Origin of the sequence: Cryobacterium sp. HLT2-28 (genome assembly GCF_004402495.1) — a bacterium.
Lineage (GTDB): Bacteria > Actinomycetota > Actinomycetes > Actinomycetales > Microbacteriaceae > Cryobacterium > Cryobacterium mannosilyticum.
On sequence record NZ_SOFH01000032.1, the window covers coordinates 36,874 to 49,762 of the forward strand.

18 protein-coding genes are annotated in these 12,889 nt (G+C 66.1%); 10 read left to right on the forward strand and 8 right to left on the reverse strand.

Going from position 1 to position 12,889, the window contains the following annotated elements; translation table 11 throughout:
- Nucleotides 1–85 precede the first annotated feature (85 nt).
- The 4 genes from E3O48_RS17310 to E3O48_RS17325 all read left to right on the forward strand — a co-directional run bounded on the left by E3O48_RS17310 (nt 86) and on the right by E3O48_RS17325 (nt 3,827).
- Nucleotides 86–1,270 (forward strand): ROK family protein, encoded by a 1,185-nt coding sequence (locus E3O48_RS17310; RefSeq protein ID WP_134541033.1) that lies wholly within the window; start codon nt 86–88, stop codon nt 1,268–1,270.
- A 192-nt stretch (nt 1,271–1,462) separates the two neighbouring features.
- Entirely contained in the window at nt 1,463–1,921 is a 459-nt protein-coding gene (locus E3O48_RS17315) for a PTS sugar transporter subunit IIA (RefSeq protein WP_134510662.1), read from the forward strand.
- A gap of 64 nt (nt 1,922–1,985) precedes the next feature.
- Nucleotides 1,986–2,258: a PTS sugar transporter subunit IIB gene (locus tag E3O48_RS17320; RefSeq protein ID WP_134510663.1), complete on the forward strand. Its 273-nt coding sequence runs from the start codon at nt 1,986–1,988 to the stop codon at nt 2,256–2,258.
- Between the two features lie 42 nt (nt 2,259–2,300).
- Entirely contained in the window at nt 2,301–3,827 is a 1,527-nt protein-coding gene (locus E3O48_RS17325) for a PTS ascorbate transporter subunit IIC (RefSeq protein WP_134510664.1), read from the forward strand.
- Nucleotides 3,828–4,116: 289 nt separating this feature from the next.
- On the opposite strand, the gene deoC (E3O48_RS17335) is transcribed toward E3O48_RS17325, so the two are convergent.
- The 3 genes from deoC (E3O48_RS17335) to deoD are packed head-to-tail and all read right to left on the reverse strand — an operon-like array spanning nt 4,117 to nt 6,998.
- Complete coding sequence (gene deoC, locus E3O48_RS17335; RefSeq protein WP_134510665.1) at nt 4,117–4,818, reverse strand: deoxyribose-phosphate aldolase; 702 nt, start codon at nt 4,816–4,818, stop codon at nt 4,117–4,119.
- A 9-nt stretch (nt 4,819–4,827) separates the two neighbouring features.
- On the reverse strand, nt 4,828–6,234 hold the full coding sequence (locus E3O48_RS17340; protein ID WP_134510666.1) for an MFS transporter: 1,407 nt from the start codon (nt 6,232–6,234) through the stop codon (nt 4,828–4,830).
- Complete coding sequence (gene deoD, locus E3O48_RS17345) at nt 6,234–6,998, reverse strand: purine-nucleoside phosphorylase (protein ID WP_370250377.1); 765 nt, start codon at nt 6,996–6,998, stop codon at nt 6,234–6,236. The genes E3O48_RS17340 and deoD overlap by 1 nt, the downstream gene beginning before the upstream one ends.
- Before the next feature lie 86 nt (nt 6,999–7,084).
- On the opposite strand from deoD, the gene E3O48_RS17350 reads away from it, so the two are divergent.
- The gene (locus tag E3O48_RS17350) at nt 7,085–7,876 is read left to right on the forward strand and encodes a GntR family transcriptional regulator (RefSeq protein ID WP_134510667.1); all 792 of its coding nucleotides are present in this window, start codon (nt 7,085–7,087) and stop codon (nt 7,874–7,876) included.
- A 45-nt stretch (nt 7,877–7,921) separates the two neighbouring features.
- On the opposite strand, the gene deoC (E3O48_RS17355) is transcribed toward E3O48_RS17350, so the two are convergent.
- Both deoC (E3O48_RS17355) and E3O48_RS17730 read right to left on the reverse strand, forming a co-directional pair.
- The gene (deoC, locus tag E3O48_RS17355) at nt 7,922–8,614 is read right to left on the reverse strand and encodes a deoxyribose-phosphate aldolase (RefSeq protein WP_134541035.1); all 693 of its coding nucleotides are present in this window, start codon (nt 8,612–8,614) and stop codon (nt 7,922–7,924) included.
- Nucleotides 8,611–8,751, reverse strand: a complete 141-nt coding sequence (locus E3O48_RS17730; RefSeq protein WP_166788747.1) for a hypothetical protein — start codon at nt 8,749–8,751, stop codon at nt 8,611–8,613. The genes deoC (E3O48_RS17355) and E3O48_RS17730 overlap by 4 nt, the downstream gene beginning before the upstream one ends.
- Nucleotides 8,752–8,983: 232 nt before the next feature.
- On the opposite strand from E3O48_RS17730, the gene E3O48_RS17360 reads away from it, so the two are divergent.
- The 3 genes from E3O48_RS17360 to E3O48_RS18430 are packed head-to-tail and all read left to right on the forward strand — an operon-like array spanning nt 8,984 to nt 9,473.
- Nucleotides 8,984–9,205, forward strand: coding sequence for a TraY domain-containing protein (locus E3O48_RS17360; protein WP_134541038.1), 222 nt, complete (start codon nt 8,984–8,986; stop codon nt 9,203–9,205).
- Nucleotides 9,202–9,342 carry a hypothetical protein gene (locus E3O48_RS17850; RefSeq protein WP_198413104.1) on the forward strand — a complete coding sequence of 47 codons (141 nt, stop codon included), beginning with the start codon at nt 9,202–9,204 and terminating at the stop codon, nt 9,340–9,342. The genes E3O48_RS17360 and E3O48_RS17850 overlap by 4 nt, the downstream gene beginning before the upstream one ends.
- Before the next feature lie 47 nt (nt 9,343–9,389).
- Nucleotides 9,390–9,473 (forward strand): hypothetical protein, encoded by an 84-nt coding sequence (locus E3O48_RS18430; protein ID WP_370250397.1) that lies wholly within the window; start codon nt 9,390–9,392, stop codon nt 9,471–9,473.
- A gap of 9 nt (nt 9,474–9,482) precedes the next feature.
- Here E3O48_RS18430 and E3O48_RS17370 read toward each other — a convergent pair whose 3' ends face one another.
- Nucleotides 9,483–9,857, reverse strand: coding sequence for a YccF domain-containing protein (locus E3O48_RS17370; protein WP_134541041.1), 375 nt, complete (start codon nt 9,855–9,857; stop codon nt 9,483–9,485).
- Nucleotides 9,858–10,119: 262 nt separating this feature from the next.
- Here E3O48_RS17370 and E3O48_RS17375 point away from each other — a divergent pair, with 262 nt between their 5' ends.
- Nucleotides 10,120–10,530 carry a DUF3253 domain-containing protein gene (locus E3O48_RS17375; protein ID WP_134541044.1) on the forward strand — a complete coding sequence of 137 codons (411 nt, stop codon included), beginning with the start codon at nt 10,120–10,122 and terminating at the stop codon, nt 10,528–10,530.
- A gap of 17 nt (nt 10,531–10,547) precedes the next feature.
- On the opposite strand, the gene E3O48_RS17380 is transcribed toward E3O48_RS17375, so the two are convergent.
- A complete protein-coding gene (locus E3O48_RS17380) occupies nt 10,548–11,204 on the reverse strand; it encodes a triacylglycerol lipase (protein WP_241982604.1) in 657 nt (218 codons plus the stop codon).
- A gap of 59 nt (nt 11,205–11,263) precedes the next feature.
- On the reverse strand, nt 11,264–12,091 hold the full coding sequence (locus E3O48_RS17385; RefSeq protein ID WP_134541047.1) for an alpha/beta fold hydrolase: 828 nt from the start codon (nt 12,089–12,091) through the stop codon (nt 11,264–11,266).
- A gap of 188 nt (nt 12,092–12,279) precedes the next feature.
- Between E3O48_RS17385 and E3O48_RS17390 the strand changes: the two genes are divergently transcribed.
- The gene (locus tag E3O48_RS17390; protein WP_134541050.1) at nt 12,280–12,690 is read left to right on the forward strand and encodes a DUF2256 and DUF3253 domain-containing protein; all 411 of its coding nucleotides are present in this window, start codon (nt 12,280–12,282) and stop codon (nt 12,688–12,690) included.
- Nucleotides 12,691–12,889: the final 199 nt, after the last annotated feature.

Genomic DNA, 12,889 nt, shown 5'->3' on the forward strand with positions numbered 1-12,889 from the left:
TTGGTATACAAATGTACTTAAGTCAATAACGGATCCGGCGGGTGTGCAGTGCGCCCGCGGATGCGTCGAAGGGGGTAAGGATTCGATGGCGCACACTCTATCCACGGGCTCGGGCGTGGTGCTCGGCCTGATCCGATCCGGCCTCGCCACCACCCGCAGCGACCTCATCGACCAGCTCGGTTGGTCGCGGATCACTCTGGCGCGGCGTCTGGACGAACTGCTGCTCGCGTCGATCGTGGTGAGTGTGGGGCAACTCGATTCCCGCGGCGGCCGACCGCCCGAGGAGTTCGCGGTCAATCCGCACGCCGGCCTGCTGCTCGCCGTGGACATTGGCGGGTCGCACACCCGCCTGGCCATCACCGACCTGGTCTCCACCATCCTCAGCGAGGATGAGGCCGACATCGGACTGAGTGAGGGCCCGGCCGAGATCTTCGAATGGGCCGGCCAGGTCTTCGACCACATGCTCGACCGGCTCGGCAAGACCCGCGCCGACGTGGTGGGCATCGGCGTGGGAGTGCCCGGCCCTGTCGATTTTGTGACCGGGCGACTCGCCACCCCGCAGGTGGACGCGCAGTGGGACGGCGTCTTGGTGAAGGACTACTTCGCCGGCCGCTTCAACAATGCCGTCTTCGCCGTGGACCGGGATGTCAACATCATGGCGCTCGCCGAGGCGCGGCGGGGCTGGAGCGAATACCGGGACGTCACTGTGCTCAAGGCCGGCATCGGGGTCGGTCTGGCGTTTGTGCTCGACGGCTCGATCTACCACGGCTCCCGGGGAGGCGCGGGCGATCTCAGCCCGGTGCGTTCCGGCGGAGCCCGCACCGAACGGCTCGAGACGATCGCCAGCGGTGCCGTGATCCGCCGCGAACTGCAGCGCAGGGGCTATCGCGTGCGCACCAGCAACGACATCGTCGGCCTTGCCAACCAGGGCGACCCGGAGGTGCTGCGGCTACTCAGAGAGACCGGCACCGCCATCGGGCAGAGCCTGGCGCACGTGGTGGGCCTGCTCAACCCGCAGGCCGTGGTGGTCGGCGGCAACCTCGCCCAGGCCGGCGAGCCCTTCCTCGGGGCCATCCGCGACGCTATCTTCGCCGGCGCCCGGGACTTCGCCCTGCAGGGGCTGGTGGTGGAGAAATCCCGGCTCGGCCACATCGCCGGCATCACGGGAGCCTCGCTCATCGCCCAGGACGCACTCTTCGAGGCCGACCGCATCAGCCGGCTTACCCGCGGCGGCCTGCCCGGTGTCTCCCTGCTCGTTCCGTCGATCTGATTCGAGCTCGGGGTGGTTCCCACGCTGCCCGCGCCCGCATCCGCTGCCCCCGACGCCATGTCGAGACGCCCGGCAGTCAATCTCAAAAAACTTTGGTTCATTTGTAGACAAAAGGTCGCTTAGGCTTATACAGTCATCCCAGTTGCCCTCGCAGTCAGGGGGTGGCTCGAATCCAAACAAAGGAGTTCAGTCGTGGCTTTCAACCTCGCCGAATCACTGTCGTCCATCGTGACCCAGGCGAATGCAGCCGACTGGCGTGCCGCGATCCGTCTCGCCGGCGACGGTCTCGTGTCCGGTGGAGCAACCACGGATGCCTACACCGACGAGATGATCGCCGCTGTCGAGAAGCACGGCCCGTACATCGTCATCGCCCCGGGCATCGCCCTGGCGCACTCCCGGCCGTCGCCGGCGGTTCTCACGGGCGGACTCAGCTGGGTGGGCCTGGCCACCCCCGTCGAATTCGGCAACAAAGCCAACGACCCCGTCAACCTCGTGATCGGGCTCGCCGCCGTCGACCACGACGCTCACCTCACAGTGATGCGTGCGCTGGCCGGTGTTCTCTCCGACAGCTCGGCCATGGAGCGCCTCACGGCGGCCACCAGCCCGGACGACGTTCGCGCCGTGCTCGGCGGGCTCGCCGCGGTCGCCTGACGCGCGACACACGCATCCACCCCACTCTTCTGCCCTCTTATCTCACCCAATCGAAAGGCACCCCATGAAAATAATCGCCGTCTGTGGAATGGGCATCGGTACATCCGTGCTCTTGAAAATGAACGCCGAGAAGGTTCTCGCGAAGCTCGATATCGATGCGGATGTCGAGGCCGCCGATATGGGAGTGGCCCGCGGCGCCGCGCAGACGGCCGACATCGTGCTCACTTCCCAGGAGCTCGCCGAGGAACTCGGCGATGTGCCCGCCGAGGTCATCGTCATCAACAACTTCTTCGATCTCGAGGAGATCACCGAGAAGCTCACCGCCGCCGTCGAGTAGTCCCTTTCACCTTCCCTTCTCACAGAAAATGGAGCTCCCACAATGGAGTGGCTCGTCGTCGTACTGAATTTCATCGGACAGCAGATCCTCAATGTGCCGGCCTATCTGATCGGCATCATCACCGCCATCGGGCTGATGGCGCTCAAGCGCAACTCCGGACAGGTGATCGGCGGCGCGCTCAAGGCGGCCCTCGGCTTCCTGATCCTCGGAGCCGGCGCCAACGTCGTCGTGGGCTCCCTCGACCCGCTTGGCAGACTGATCCTCGCGGTCACCGGCGCCCAGGGCGTCATCCCCACGAACGAGGTCATCACCGCCATCGCGCAGGAGCAGTTCGGCGCCCAGAGCACCTACGTGCTTAGCCTCGGGTTCCTGGTGATGCTTGCACTGGCCCGCTTCACGCCGCTCAAGTACGTGTTCCTCACCGGGCACCACATGGTCTTCATGGCCACCATGCTCACCGTGGTGCTCTCCGTCGGCTTCGGCGACGGTGCCAGCTGGCTCGTGGTCGTCGTCGGCGCCCTGCTGCTCGGCGTGATCATGGTGGTCATGCCCGCATTCGTGCACCCCTGGACCAAGAAGATCACCGGCAACGACACCATCGCCATCGGCCACTTCGGCACCCTCGGTTACATCGCCGCCGGGGCGGCCGGCCAGGCCGTTGGCCGCCGCAGCAAGTCGACCGAAGAGATCAAGTTCCCGCAGGGACTCAAATTCCTGCGCGACTCGATGGTCGCCACCTCGCTGTCGATGGTGCTCATCTACCTGGTCTTCGCCGTCTGGGGCCTCATCGCCCTTCCGCTGAAGGAGGCGCTCGACATCTTCGGCTCCGCCGACGCCGGCGCGTTCATCATGGCGGCCTTCGCTCAGGCGCTGCAGTTCGGCGTGGGTGTCGCGGTCATCCTCTACGGTGTGCGCACGGTGCTCGGCGAGTTGGTGCCCGCGTTCCAGGGCATCGCCGAGAAGGTTGTTCCCGGTGCGCGTCCCGCGCTGGACATCCCGATCGTGTTCCCGTTCGGCGCCAATGCCGTGCTCATCGGCTTCCTGAGTTCCTTCGCCGGTGGCCTCCTCGCGCTGGGGGTGCTGGCGATCTGGCTGAACCCGGTGTTCGGGCTCGCGCTCATCCTCCCCGGTATGGTGCCGCACTTCTTCACCGGCGGTGGAGCCGGGGTCTACGGCAACGCCACCGGCGGCCGCCTGGGCGCGATTATCGGTGGATTCGTCAACGGTGTGATCATCACGATCCTGCCTGCCATCCTGCTGCTGGTCCTCGGCGATTTGGGCTTCGCGAACAGCACCTTCGGCGACGCCGACTTCGGTTGGTTCGGCACCCTCATCGGTGTCAGCGTCGGTGTCGGCGGCGGCCTCGGAGTCATTCTCGCAATCCTCATCGCGGTGGTGCTGGTCAGCGTCGCGATCGTCTACCAGATCCGCGTAGTGGACAAGGGCTGGGTGCCCGGGGCGAAGCGCGACGCCTGGATCGCAGAAGAGAAGGCGGCCGAGAAGGTCATCCTCGACGCCGAGAAGGCTAGGCGCAAGGCAGAGAAGGAAGCAGCGGCCCAGGCCGTCTAGCTTCGCCAGTTCCATGTTTCGCCAGAGGGCGGCTCCGCGGTGCGGGGTCGCCCTCTGTTCGTGTCTGCGTATACTTGGCCACCGACGTGATTCGGGCGGCGGTCGAGGACATCAACGCAGCCCTCACCGACGGCGCCCTGGCCGTGGGGAGGAGGTCGGGCTGGCCCTGCACCGCTTCGACCTCGCGCACACCGCGGATGCCCACGTGCTGGTCGAGAGCGGCGCGGTCGGGAAGGTGCTGGTCGACCTGTCGGCGGGGTGAACGCCAGGACCCGGCGGGCGCCGGAGGTTAGTACGCGCCGGTCAGGACCGGTGTGGCGCCGCTGAGCAGTGCGGCGCTGCCGGAGACGCCGAGGCGACTCGCGCCGGCGGCGAGCATGGCGAGGGCGTCATCGTAGCTGCGCACGCCGCCCGACGCCTTCACCTGGGCTCGGTCGCCCACGGTCCTCTTCATCAGGCGTACGGCGTGCACGGTCGCCCCGCCGGCAGGGTGGAAGCCGGTGGAGGTCTTGACGAAGTCGGCGCCCGCGGCCACGGCGGCCTGGCAGACGGAGATGATCTCGGCGTCCGTCAGCGCCGCGGATTCGATGATGACTTTGAGCACCTTCGGGGCCGGGATGCTCGCGCGCACGGCGGCGATATCGGCCTGCACATCGCCGAAGCGGCCGGCCTCGGCCGCGCCGATGTCGATGACCATATCGATCTCGTCGGCGCCCTGCTCGATGGCGAGCGCGGCCTCGGCGGCCTTGATGACGCTGTGGTGCTTGCCGCTGGGGAAGCCGCAGACGACCGCGACCTTGAGGTCGGCGCCGGCGGGGATCGTGAGCGGCAGCATCGACGGCGAGACACAGACGGAGTAGGTGCCGAGCCGGATGGCCTCGGCGACAAGGGCCGCCACGTCTGCGGTGGTGGCCTCGGGCGTGAGCAGGGTGTGGTCGATCTGGCGAGCGACGCTAGCGGCGTCGGGGGCGATAGTGGGGGTGGAAATCATGGTTTGTCCTTAGTTGGTGACGGGTGCGGGTGCGGGTTCGCCCTGGCGCTCCAGGACCGCGACGAAGGCGCGGTAGAGCACCAGGCCGAGGGCAGCGACCGCCGCGAGAATCAACAACACAGTTCCGTAAGAGGAGGCCTGGTCGGTGCCGGCGATCCCCCCAAGCAGGTTGGGCTTCAGGTTCATCAGTGCTGCGGTGTAGGCAATGCCGATCGGCACGGCAATGTTGATGGTGAGGTTGTAGAAGCCGATGGCGATACCCGAGTTCTCGACCGGCACCCGCCTGATGGCAGTCGACACGAGGGGGCCGTACATCAACGCGAAGCCCATCCCGAACAAGATCATCGAGATCACGAAAATCCCGATCCACTTGTCCACCACCAAAGCCGGGATCAGCATCGAGGCGATGATCACGATCAACGCCGTGGTGACGGCCTGCTTGGATGTGAGGACCCGGGCGATTTTGCCGGTGGCCGAGCCGACTATCACGGCGGCGATATAGCCGGGGATCAGCAGCAGGGAGACCTCTCCGAGGTTGTAGCCGTAGATGTCGGATACCAGGAACGGGAAGAGGAAGGTGTAGCCCAGCTGGACCGAGTAGATGACGAACACAACGATGATCATCAGCGAGTATTGAGCGTTGGCGAAGAATGCCATGGTGATCACGGCATTTTCGTGGGTTCGGATGTGCCAGATGAACAGGATCAGCCCCGCGACGACTGGCATCAGATACCACACGTTGAAGTTCTGCATGAAGAGGATGATGCCGGTGGCGAACACCGCGATCAGGAAAAGCCCGAACACGTCCACGTGGCCCTCATGCGTTGCCGCAGCAGGAACCGTGCGGAGCACGACCGGGATGGTCAGCAGCGAAAGTAAGGTGACCAGGAAGAAGGCCGCCCAGCCGATGTAGGTGGCGATGAAGCCGCTGCCGACGGTGCCGATCAGTAGCGACAGCTGGAAGGCTGCGGTGCTGAAGCCCAGGTACTTCTTCTGCTCGTCGCCCCTGAAATGCTTGGTGACGTAGATCACGTAGAGGGTCTCGGCGGCTGCCAAGCCGGCGGTCTGGATCATCCGGCCGACCAGGATCAGCCAGAAGTTGGTCTGGAAGATGAAGCCGATGATCGAGCCGATCGTCATCACGAGGATCGCGAAAATGATGAGTTTCCGGATGCTGATTGAGTCGGCCAGCGCGGCGTAGACCACGGCACCGATCCCGATCAGGATGCCGGTCAGCGTGGCTTGCAGACTGACGGTGTTGACGGGCAGGTTGAGATTCTGCGCCAGCGCCGGCGACATGAACTTGAAGCCATTGTCCAGCACCAGCGAAAACACGAAGAGGAACAGCAGGATGGGGACGGCCCGGGTCGGTGTGAAGACCTGGGTTGGACGCTTGGCGTGAGTCGTGGTGCTCATCAGATCAGTTCCAGCGCGATCTCGATCATTCCTGTGAAGGCGGTCTGCCGTTCCTCGGGGGTGGTCTTGGCGTTGGTGACGAGGTGGTCGCTAACAGTGAAGATGCCGAGCGCATCGACGCCGCCGGCCGCGGCGTTGGCGAACAGACCTGCCGACTCCATCTCGGCGGCCAAAATGCCCATCTTCATCCATTTCCCCATGGCGTCGGGATCGGCGCCGTAGAACAGGTCGGACGAGAGCACATTGCCCACGTGGGTGCGTTGACCGCGCTCGTCGGCGATCCGTTTGGCGTGCTCGAGCAGCCTGTAGGACGACAGCGGCGCCCATGAACCGGGCAGGTTGAACTGGTTCAGGTAGTTGGAGTCGGTCGACGCGCCCTGGGCGATCACCACGTCGTAGAGCTCCATGTTCTCCTGCATAGCGCCGCAGCTGCCCACCCGGATCAGGTTCTTAACCCCAAAAAAGTGGATCAGCTCGTAGCTATAGAGCGAGATGGAGGGGATGCCCATACCCGTGCCCATCACGGACACGGGGCGCCCCCGGTAAGTGCCCGTAAAACCCAACATGTTACGAACCTCGTTGAAGCAGCGGATGTCGTCGAAGTATGTCTCGGCGATGAACTTCGCTCGCAGCGGGTCCCCCGGAAGGAGGATCGTCTCGGCGATGTCCACCCCCTTGGGATCGATATGCGGCGTGCTGCTCGTGGGGGGATACAGGCCCTTCATCGTTGACTGTGATCCGACCCTCATGGTGGTTGAACTCATGTTGACTCCTTCGTCTATGCAGTATGAGGTTATACCTCTCGGGTACCATGTCAAATGTGATACGTTCGGCGTGACAAGGAGGTCTCGTGACGACCCGTTTGGAACCGCACCCGTTCTTGCACCAGCAGCTCCACCTCACCGTCGGCCAGCCGATTCGAGTCGCCGTCTACACGCGGCTCGCGGATGGAATCCGCTCCGGCGCGTTTCGGCTCGGCGAGATGCTGCCGAGGGAAACGGAGCTTTCGGCCATGCTCGGCGTCAGTCGCACACCCGTACGCGAGGCGCTGATGCTCCTCGAAGAAGACGGGTTACTGGTCACCCGTCGCGGAGTTGGGCGATTCGTCACGGACTCTATCCCGCACGGCGGACTGGAGCAGCTGCAGCCATTTGAGATCGCCTTAGCCGAACCGAACACGACGTTGACTGTCCAGCCGGGGCGCTTCGAGTTGGAAGGGGTTACAGACTTCGTGTCCCACCGACTCTCGCTCGACCCGGCTGCCAACGCCTGGATCCGCGAGAGCGTCTTGCTGCAGGATGGCGTTCCCGTTGCCACTGTGCAAGAGCATCTCCCCGCTGGGCGCTACCTCAGTGATGTGAGCGCGCGAATCGCATCCGAGCTCTCGGAGATCGCCGCTGAACCACGAACACTCCTCGCATCCATGCAGGCCAACGGCCACGTCTTCACAAACGGCGTGTGCCAGATCGTCGCAACCGAGGCCGGCCCCACGCGAGCGAAACCGCTGAACATAGGGCCGTCAGCGGCGGTCCTCATCCTCACCCAGACAGCGGAGCACGGCGGAGTTCCGATCTACGCCGCAAAATGTGTCGTCGCGCCCGGTCACGGGTCACTCTCGGTCAGGCAACACAACCCGAACTAGTGGTGCTTCGGCGGGGGGCAGGCCGTGGCGAGCCGGCGGGGACGCCTAATAGGCGCCGGTCAGCACCGGTGTGGCGCCGCTGAGCAGTGCGGCGCTGCCGGAGACGCCGAGGCGACTCGCGCCGGCGGCGAGCATGGCGAGGGCGTCATCGTAGCTGCGCACGCCGCCCGACGCCTTCACCTGGGCCCGGTCGCCCACTGTTTCCTTCATCAGGCGCACGGCGTGCAGGGTCGCCCCGCCGGCAGGGTGGAAGCCGGTGGAAGTCTTCACGAAGTCGGCGCCCGCGGCGACGGCGGCCTGGCACACGGCGACGATCTGGGCATCCGTCAACGCCGCGGATTCGATGATGACTTTGAGCACCTTCGGGGCCGGGATGCTCGCGCGCACTGCGGCGATGTCGGCCTGCACGTCGTCGAAGCGGCCGGCTTCGGCCGCACCGATGTCGATGACCATGTCGATCTCGTCGGCGCCTTGCGCGATGGAGAGCGTGGCCTCGGCGGCCTTGATGACGCTGTGGTGCTTGCCGCTGGGGAAGCCGCAGACGACCGCGACCTTGAGGTCGGCGCCGGCGGGGATCGTGAGCGGCAGCATCGACGGCGAGACGCAGACGGAGTAGGTGCCGAGCCGGATGGCCTCGGCGACAAGGGCCGTCACGTCGGCGGTGGTGGCCTCGGGCGTGAGCAGGGTGTGGTCGATCTGGCGGGCGACGCTAGCGGCGTCGGGGGAGAGGGAGGTCATGAAGTGCGTCCTTGGTTGGTGATGAGTTCGTTGGTGATGAGTTCGGGGGTGCCCGGCGGCATGGCGGGGTAGCCGGTGAGGGTTACCGGAGTGGCGGCGGTGACCTCATCGAGGTGGATGCCGCGGCGGCGCAGCAATCGGGGCCGCTAGCGGACTCGTCGGATTCATCAACGAACACCACGCGGCCATCGAGTCCCACGCCACGATACCAAGCGTCGCTGTGGCCTGCCTCCACGGTCACGAGGGTGCGGAGGGTCGAGGGCAGGGCCGACTCGCGGTAAGCGAGCGCGGAATGCCGCCGAACTCTGCAACGCGAGATTCCTTCGGAAATCTGGGCGCGTTAGATACTTGTATCTCAAGGAGGTTCACGTGGCCATTTCAGTACGACTGTCTCCCGAGGATGAACAACGTCTCGAGCAGCTCGCGGCGCGCACGGGGCGCTCGAAGACCTTCTACGTTCGCGAGGCGATCCACGAACATCTCGATGACCTGGAAGAACGGTATTGGGCCGATCGGGTCATTCGTGAGTGGGAAGAAACCGGAAAGAAGAGCAAGCCTGCGGATAAGTTGTGGGCTGACCTCGGGCTATGAGCCGCTGGCGATTGGAAACCACGGCGGAGTTCGATCGCGCGGCCCGAAAACTCGACAGATCAGCGCTGATCCGGGTCAAAAGGTACCTGGACGGGTTGCTGGAACTGGATGACCCTGTGAGCGTGGGCGTCGCCTGACCGCAGACCTTTCAGGCTATTGGCGCTTCCGTATCGGCGACAATCGCTTGATCGTCGAGATTCACGACGACGTGCTGGTTTTGATCGCAGTCGGACTGGGGCACCGGTCCGAAATCTATCGGAAGAGTTAGGCAGAGAGTTTACGGCAGGTCGACGATCTGCTTGCCGAGCGGCAGGAGCGCGACCGGGATCAGCTTGAAGTTGGCGATCCCGAACGGGATGCCGATGATCGTGATGCAGAGCGCGATGCCCGAGACCAGGTGGGTGAGGGCGATCCACCAGCCGGCCAGCACCACCCAGACGAGGTTGCCGAGGAAGGAGCCGACGCCCGCGTTCGGCGTGTTGACCACGGTCTCGCCGAACGGCCAGAGCGCGTAGAGGCCGATCCGCGCCGCCGCGATTCCCCAGGGGATGGTGACGATGAGCACGAACATGATGAGCGCCGCCAGCATGTAGCCGAGGAACAGCCAGACGCCCGAGAGCAGGAGCCAGATGATGTTGAGGAGGGTCTTCATGATGGGTTCATTCTCTCAGCACCCTCGCCGACTACGTGCGAGAGATCGCCGGGTCCGGTTTTCCCGGTCTCCGTGGTGCATGTGCGTGCAAATGCAGGATGAGTGTGGCCTGGGGCCTGGCGATGGGGTTCGCGGGGGTTGTCATCCTGCAAACGGGCGTTGCCTCAGCGGACAGGCGGAAGATGCCTCGGCCCCGGGAGTGGTCGGCCACCGCCGGCAGCAGGCCGGCGCGCGCGCTCCAGCAATCACGCAGGATAGAGGCATGGCCCACCGTCAACGAAAATCCGCTGATTCTGACCCCGCACGGGGCGGGGCCGACAGGACGTGCGCGGCGTGCGGGCGGCGCATCGAGTGGCGCACGAAGTTGGCCGGCAGCTGGGATTCGGTGAGGTACTGCTCGGCCGCGTGCCGCGGACACGGCGTCAACGCGACCGATCTCCGGCTGGAAGAGACCATCGCACTGCTGCTCAGTGCGCGGGCGCAGGATGCGACCATCTGCCCGTCCGACGCGGCGCGAGCGATCGGCGGCGCGGAGTGGCGCGACCTCATGGAGCCCGCCCGACGAGCCGCCCGGCGCATGGTCGCCCGCGGCGAACTGCAGATCACGCAACGCGGAACGGTGGTGGATCCGTCCACCGCGAAGGGTCCGATTCGGTTACGGCGGCCGCGGTAGCGCTCCCGTCAGTGGCGTCAGTCCACCGGCGCCGCGGCATCCGTCACCGCGTCGAGCACCGCCCGCGCGGTCCTCGGGTCGCCGAGGATGCGGAAGTGCCCGCCGATGCTGAGCCGGATGTTGCGGGCGCCGACGAGTTCACTGCCCTCGGGGATGTGCGGGTCGAACACCCCGTAGATGGACACGATCCGGTGGTTGACGCGTTGGTCCAGGCCGAGGTCGCGCAGGGCGAGGTTGGTGGGGGCGAAGGCACGGATGCTCGGCACGACCCAGTAGCGCGCATAGCGGGAACCGGCGAAGGGAGCACTGATCGCGGCCATTCCGCTCACCCGATGCTCCGGGTCATCGGTCGTCATGAGCCGTTTGCCGATCAGGCCGCCCTTGCTGTGCGCCACGATGATGACACCGGTCAGGTTCTCCCGGTCAAGGTAGGCGGCGACGGTCGCGGCGGCATCCGCCAGGGAACGCCGGTTGCGGCCCAGCGCCGCCACCACGTGCACGGGATGCCCGTGGTCGTGCAGGGTCTGGATCAGCGGCCGCATGAACCGCCAGGATTCGTACACCCCGGGGATGATGACGATCGGGGCTTTGCCGCCGGAGCGGAAGTCCTCCGGCCGGGCACGGGAGAAGAAGGCGCGGGTCTGCCCGATCCCCGCGTACACGTAGTCGAGCATCCACCACCTGGCCTCGCGCAGCCGGTGACTCAACAGGCGGGGGTTCAGCAAACGGTGCCTCATGGGGCCGGCCGCGCGACCGGCGGATGCTGCCGGACGTGTTCCTCGATGCGGGCGGCGGTCTGCGCGGCGGCGCTGTGGTGCACCAGGTGCCGGTGCCCCGGGACTTCCAGGAGTTGCCCGTGTGGCGCGGCGGCGGCCAGCACAGCACACCAGTCGCTGCCCGAGACGGGATCGTCGGAACCGCGGACCACGAGGGTGGGGGAACGCACCTCACGGAGGGCAAGGTCGGTGCGGTATTCGAGCATGGGGACGAGCTCGGTGGAGAACCAGCGCGGGCCGCACTCGAGGTAGTCCTGGAAGACGATCAGGTTGCCCGACGGCGACTCCTTGACCACATCCCGGGTCAGGCCCATCGCCTGTTGCACGGCCGTCGCCCGGCGGGGATCGGTGACGGCGCCGATCAGAACCAGGTGGGAGACGGCATCCGGTCGTTGCCGGGCCAGCTCCGTGACGAACTGGGCACCCATCGAATGGCCCACCACGACCACCCGTGGCACCGCGAGCTGGTCAAGCAGCCGGCCGAGCAGGGCGCCGTATTCTTCTACGGTGAGCGCCCGCGCGGGCCTGCGGGTGCCGCCGAACCCGGGGAGGTCGACCGAATGGGTGTGCCCGGTGAGAGCCAGACGCTTCTGAATCCGGCGGTAGTAGCGGTGCGACGCCCCGATGCCGTGCACGAGCAGGTAGGTCGGCGCCTCCGGCGACCGGGAGGCGCTGGGCATGGAGTGCACCGTGAACTGATGCCCGTCCACCTCGACGCTGCGGCCACGGGCAGTCACGGCGGCTACGCGTCGTCGTTCGGCACGCACACGGTCGGTGCTCGTCACGGGGGTTTCCTTCGGGTTCAGGTCGAGAATCCTAGCGCCCTGAGGGGGCGGCCGGTCTGAGAAGTCGCGGGCGGGGACATCCGTCACTGATAAGACGGCTCCCGGCTGGATTCGTCACGCCCGCGGCGCCGATCGGTGGTCTGGCCGGAAGGATGCCCAGGCCCCCGCAATCCCGGAGGATAGAAGGCATGGCCCACCGTCAACGAACACCCACCGATCCTGACGCCACCGGTGGCCGGGCGGTCAAGACGTGCTCCTCGTGCGGGCGGCGCATCGAGTGGCGCGCGAAGTGGGCGAACAACTGGGATTCGGTGAAGTACTGCTCGGCCGCCTGCCGCGCTCATGGAGTCAGCGCGACAGACCTCCGGCTTGAGGAGACAATCGTTACGCTGCTCAGTGCACGGGCCACGGATGCCACGATCTGCCCGTCCGACGCGGCGAAAGAGGTCGGCGGGGAGGGGTGGCGCGAACTGATGGAACCGGCCCGACGAGCCGCACGCCGCATGGTCGCCCGCGGTGAACTGCAGATCACCCAGGGCGGCGCCGTGGTCGATCCGTCGACGGCGAAGGGGCCGATTCGGTTGCGGCGGGTGCGGTAGCTTGGCTGCGACCACGCGGCGAATGCGGGCCTTGGCGCTCTGACCCGCGCGTGGCGGGCACAACTCCTTCAAATTCTGCCTGCCCATTTTTCCGCTCGCGTAATCACGCGGAACGTGCCGGGAGTGTCACCGATTTGCAGGAGTTATGCACGGAGGGTGGACGTTCGAGCTCAGCTCAGCGACACGACCACCGATATCC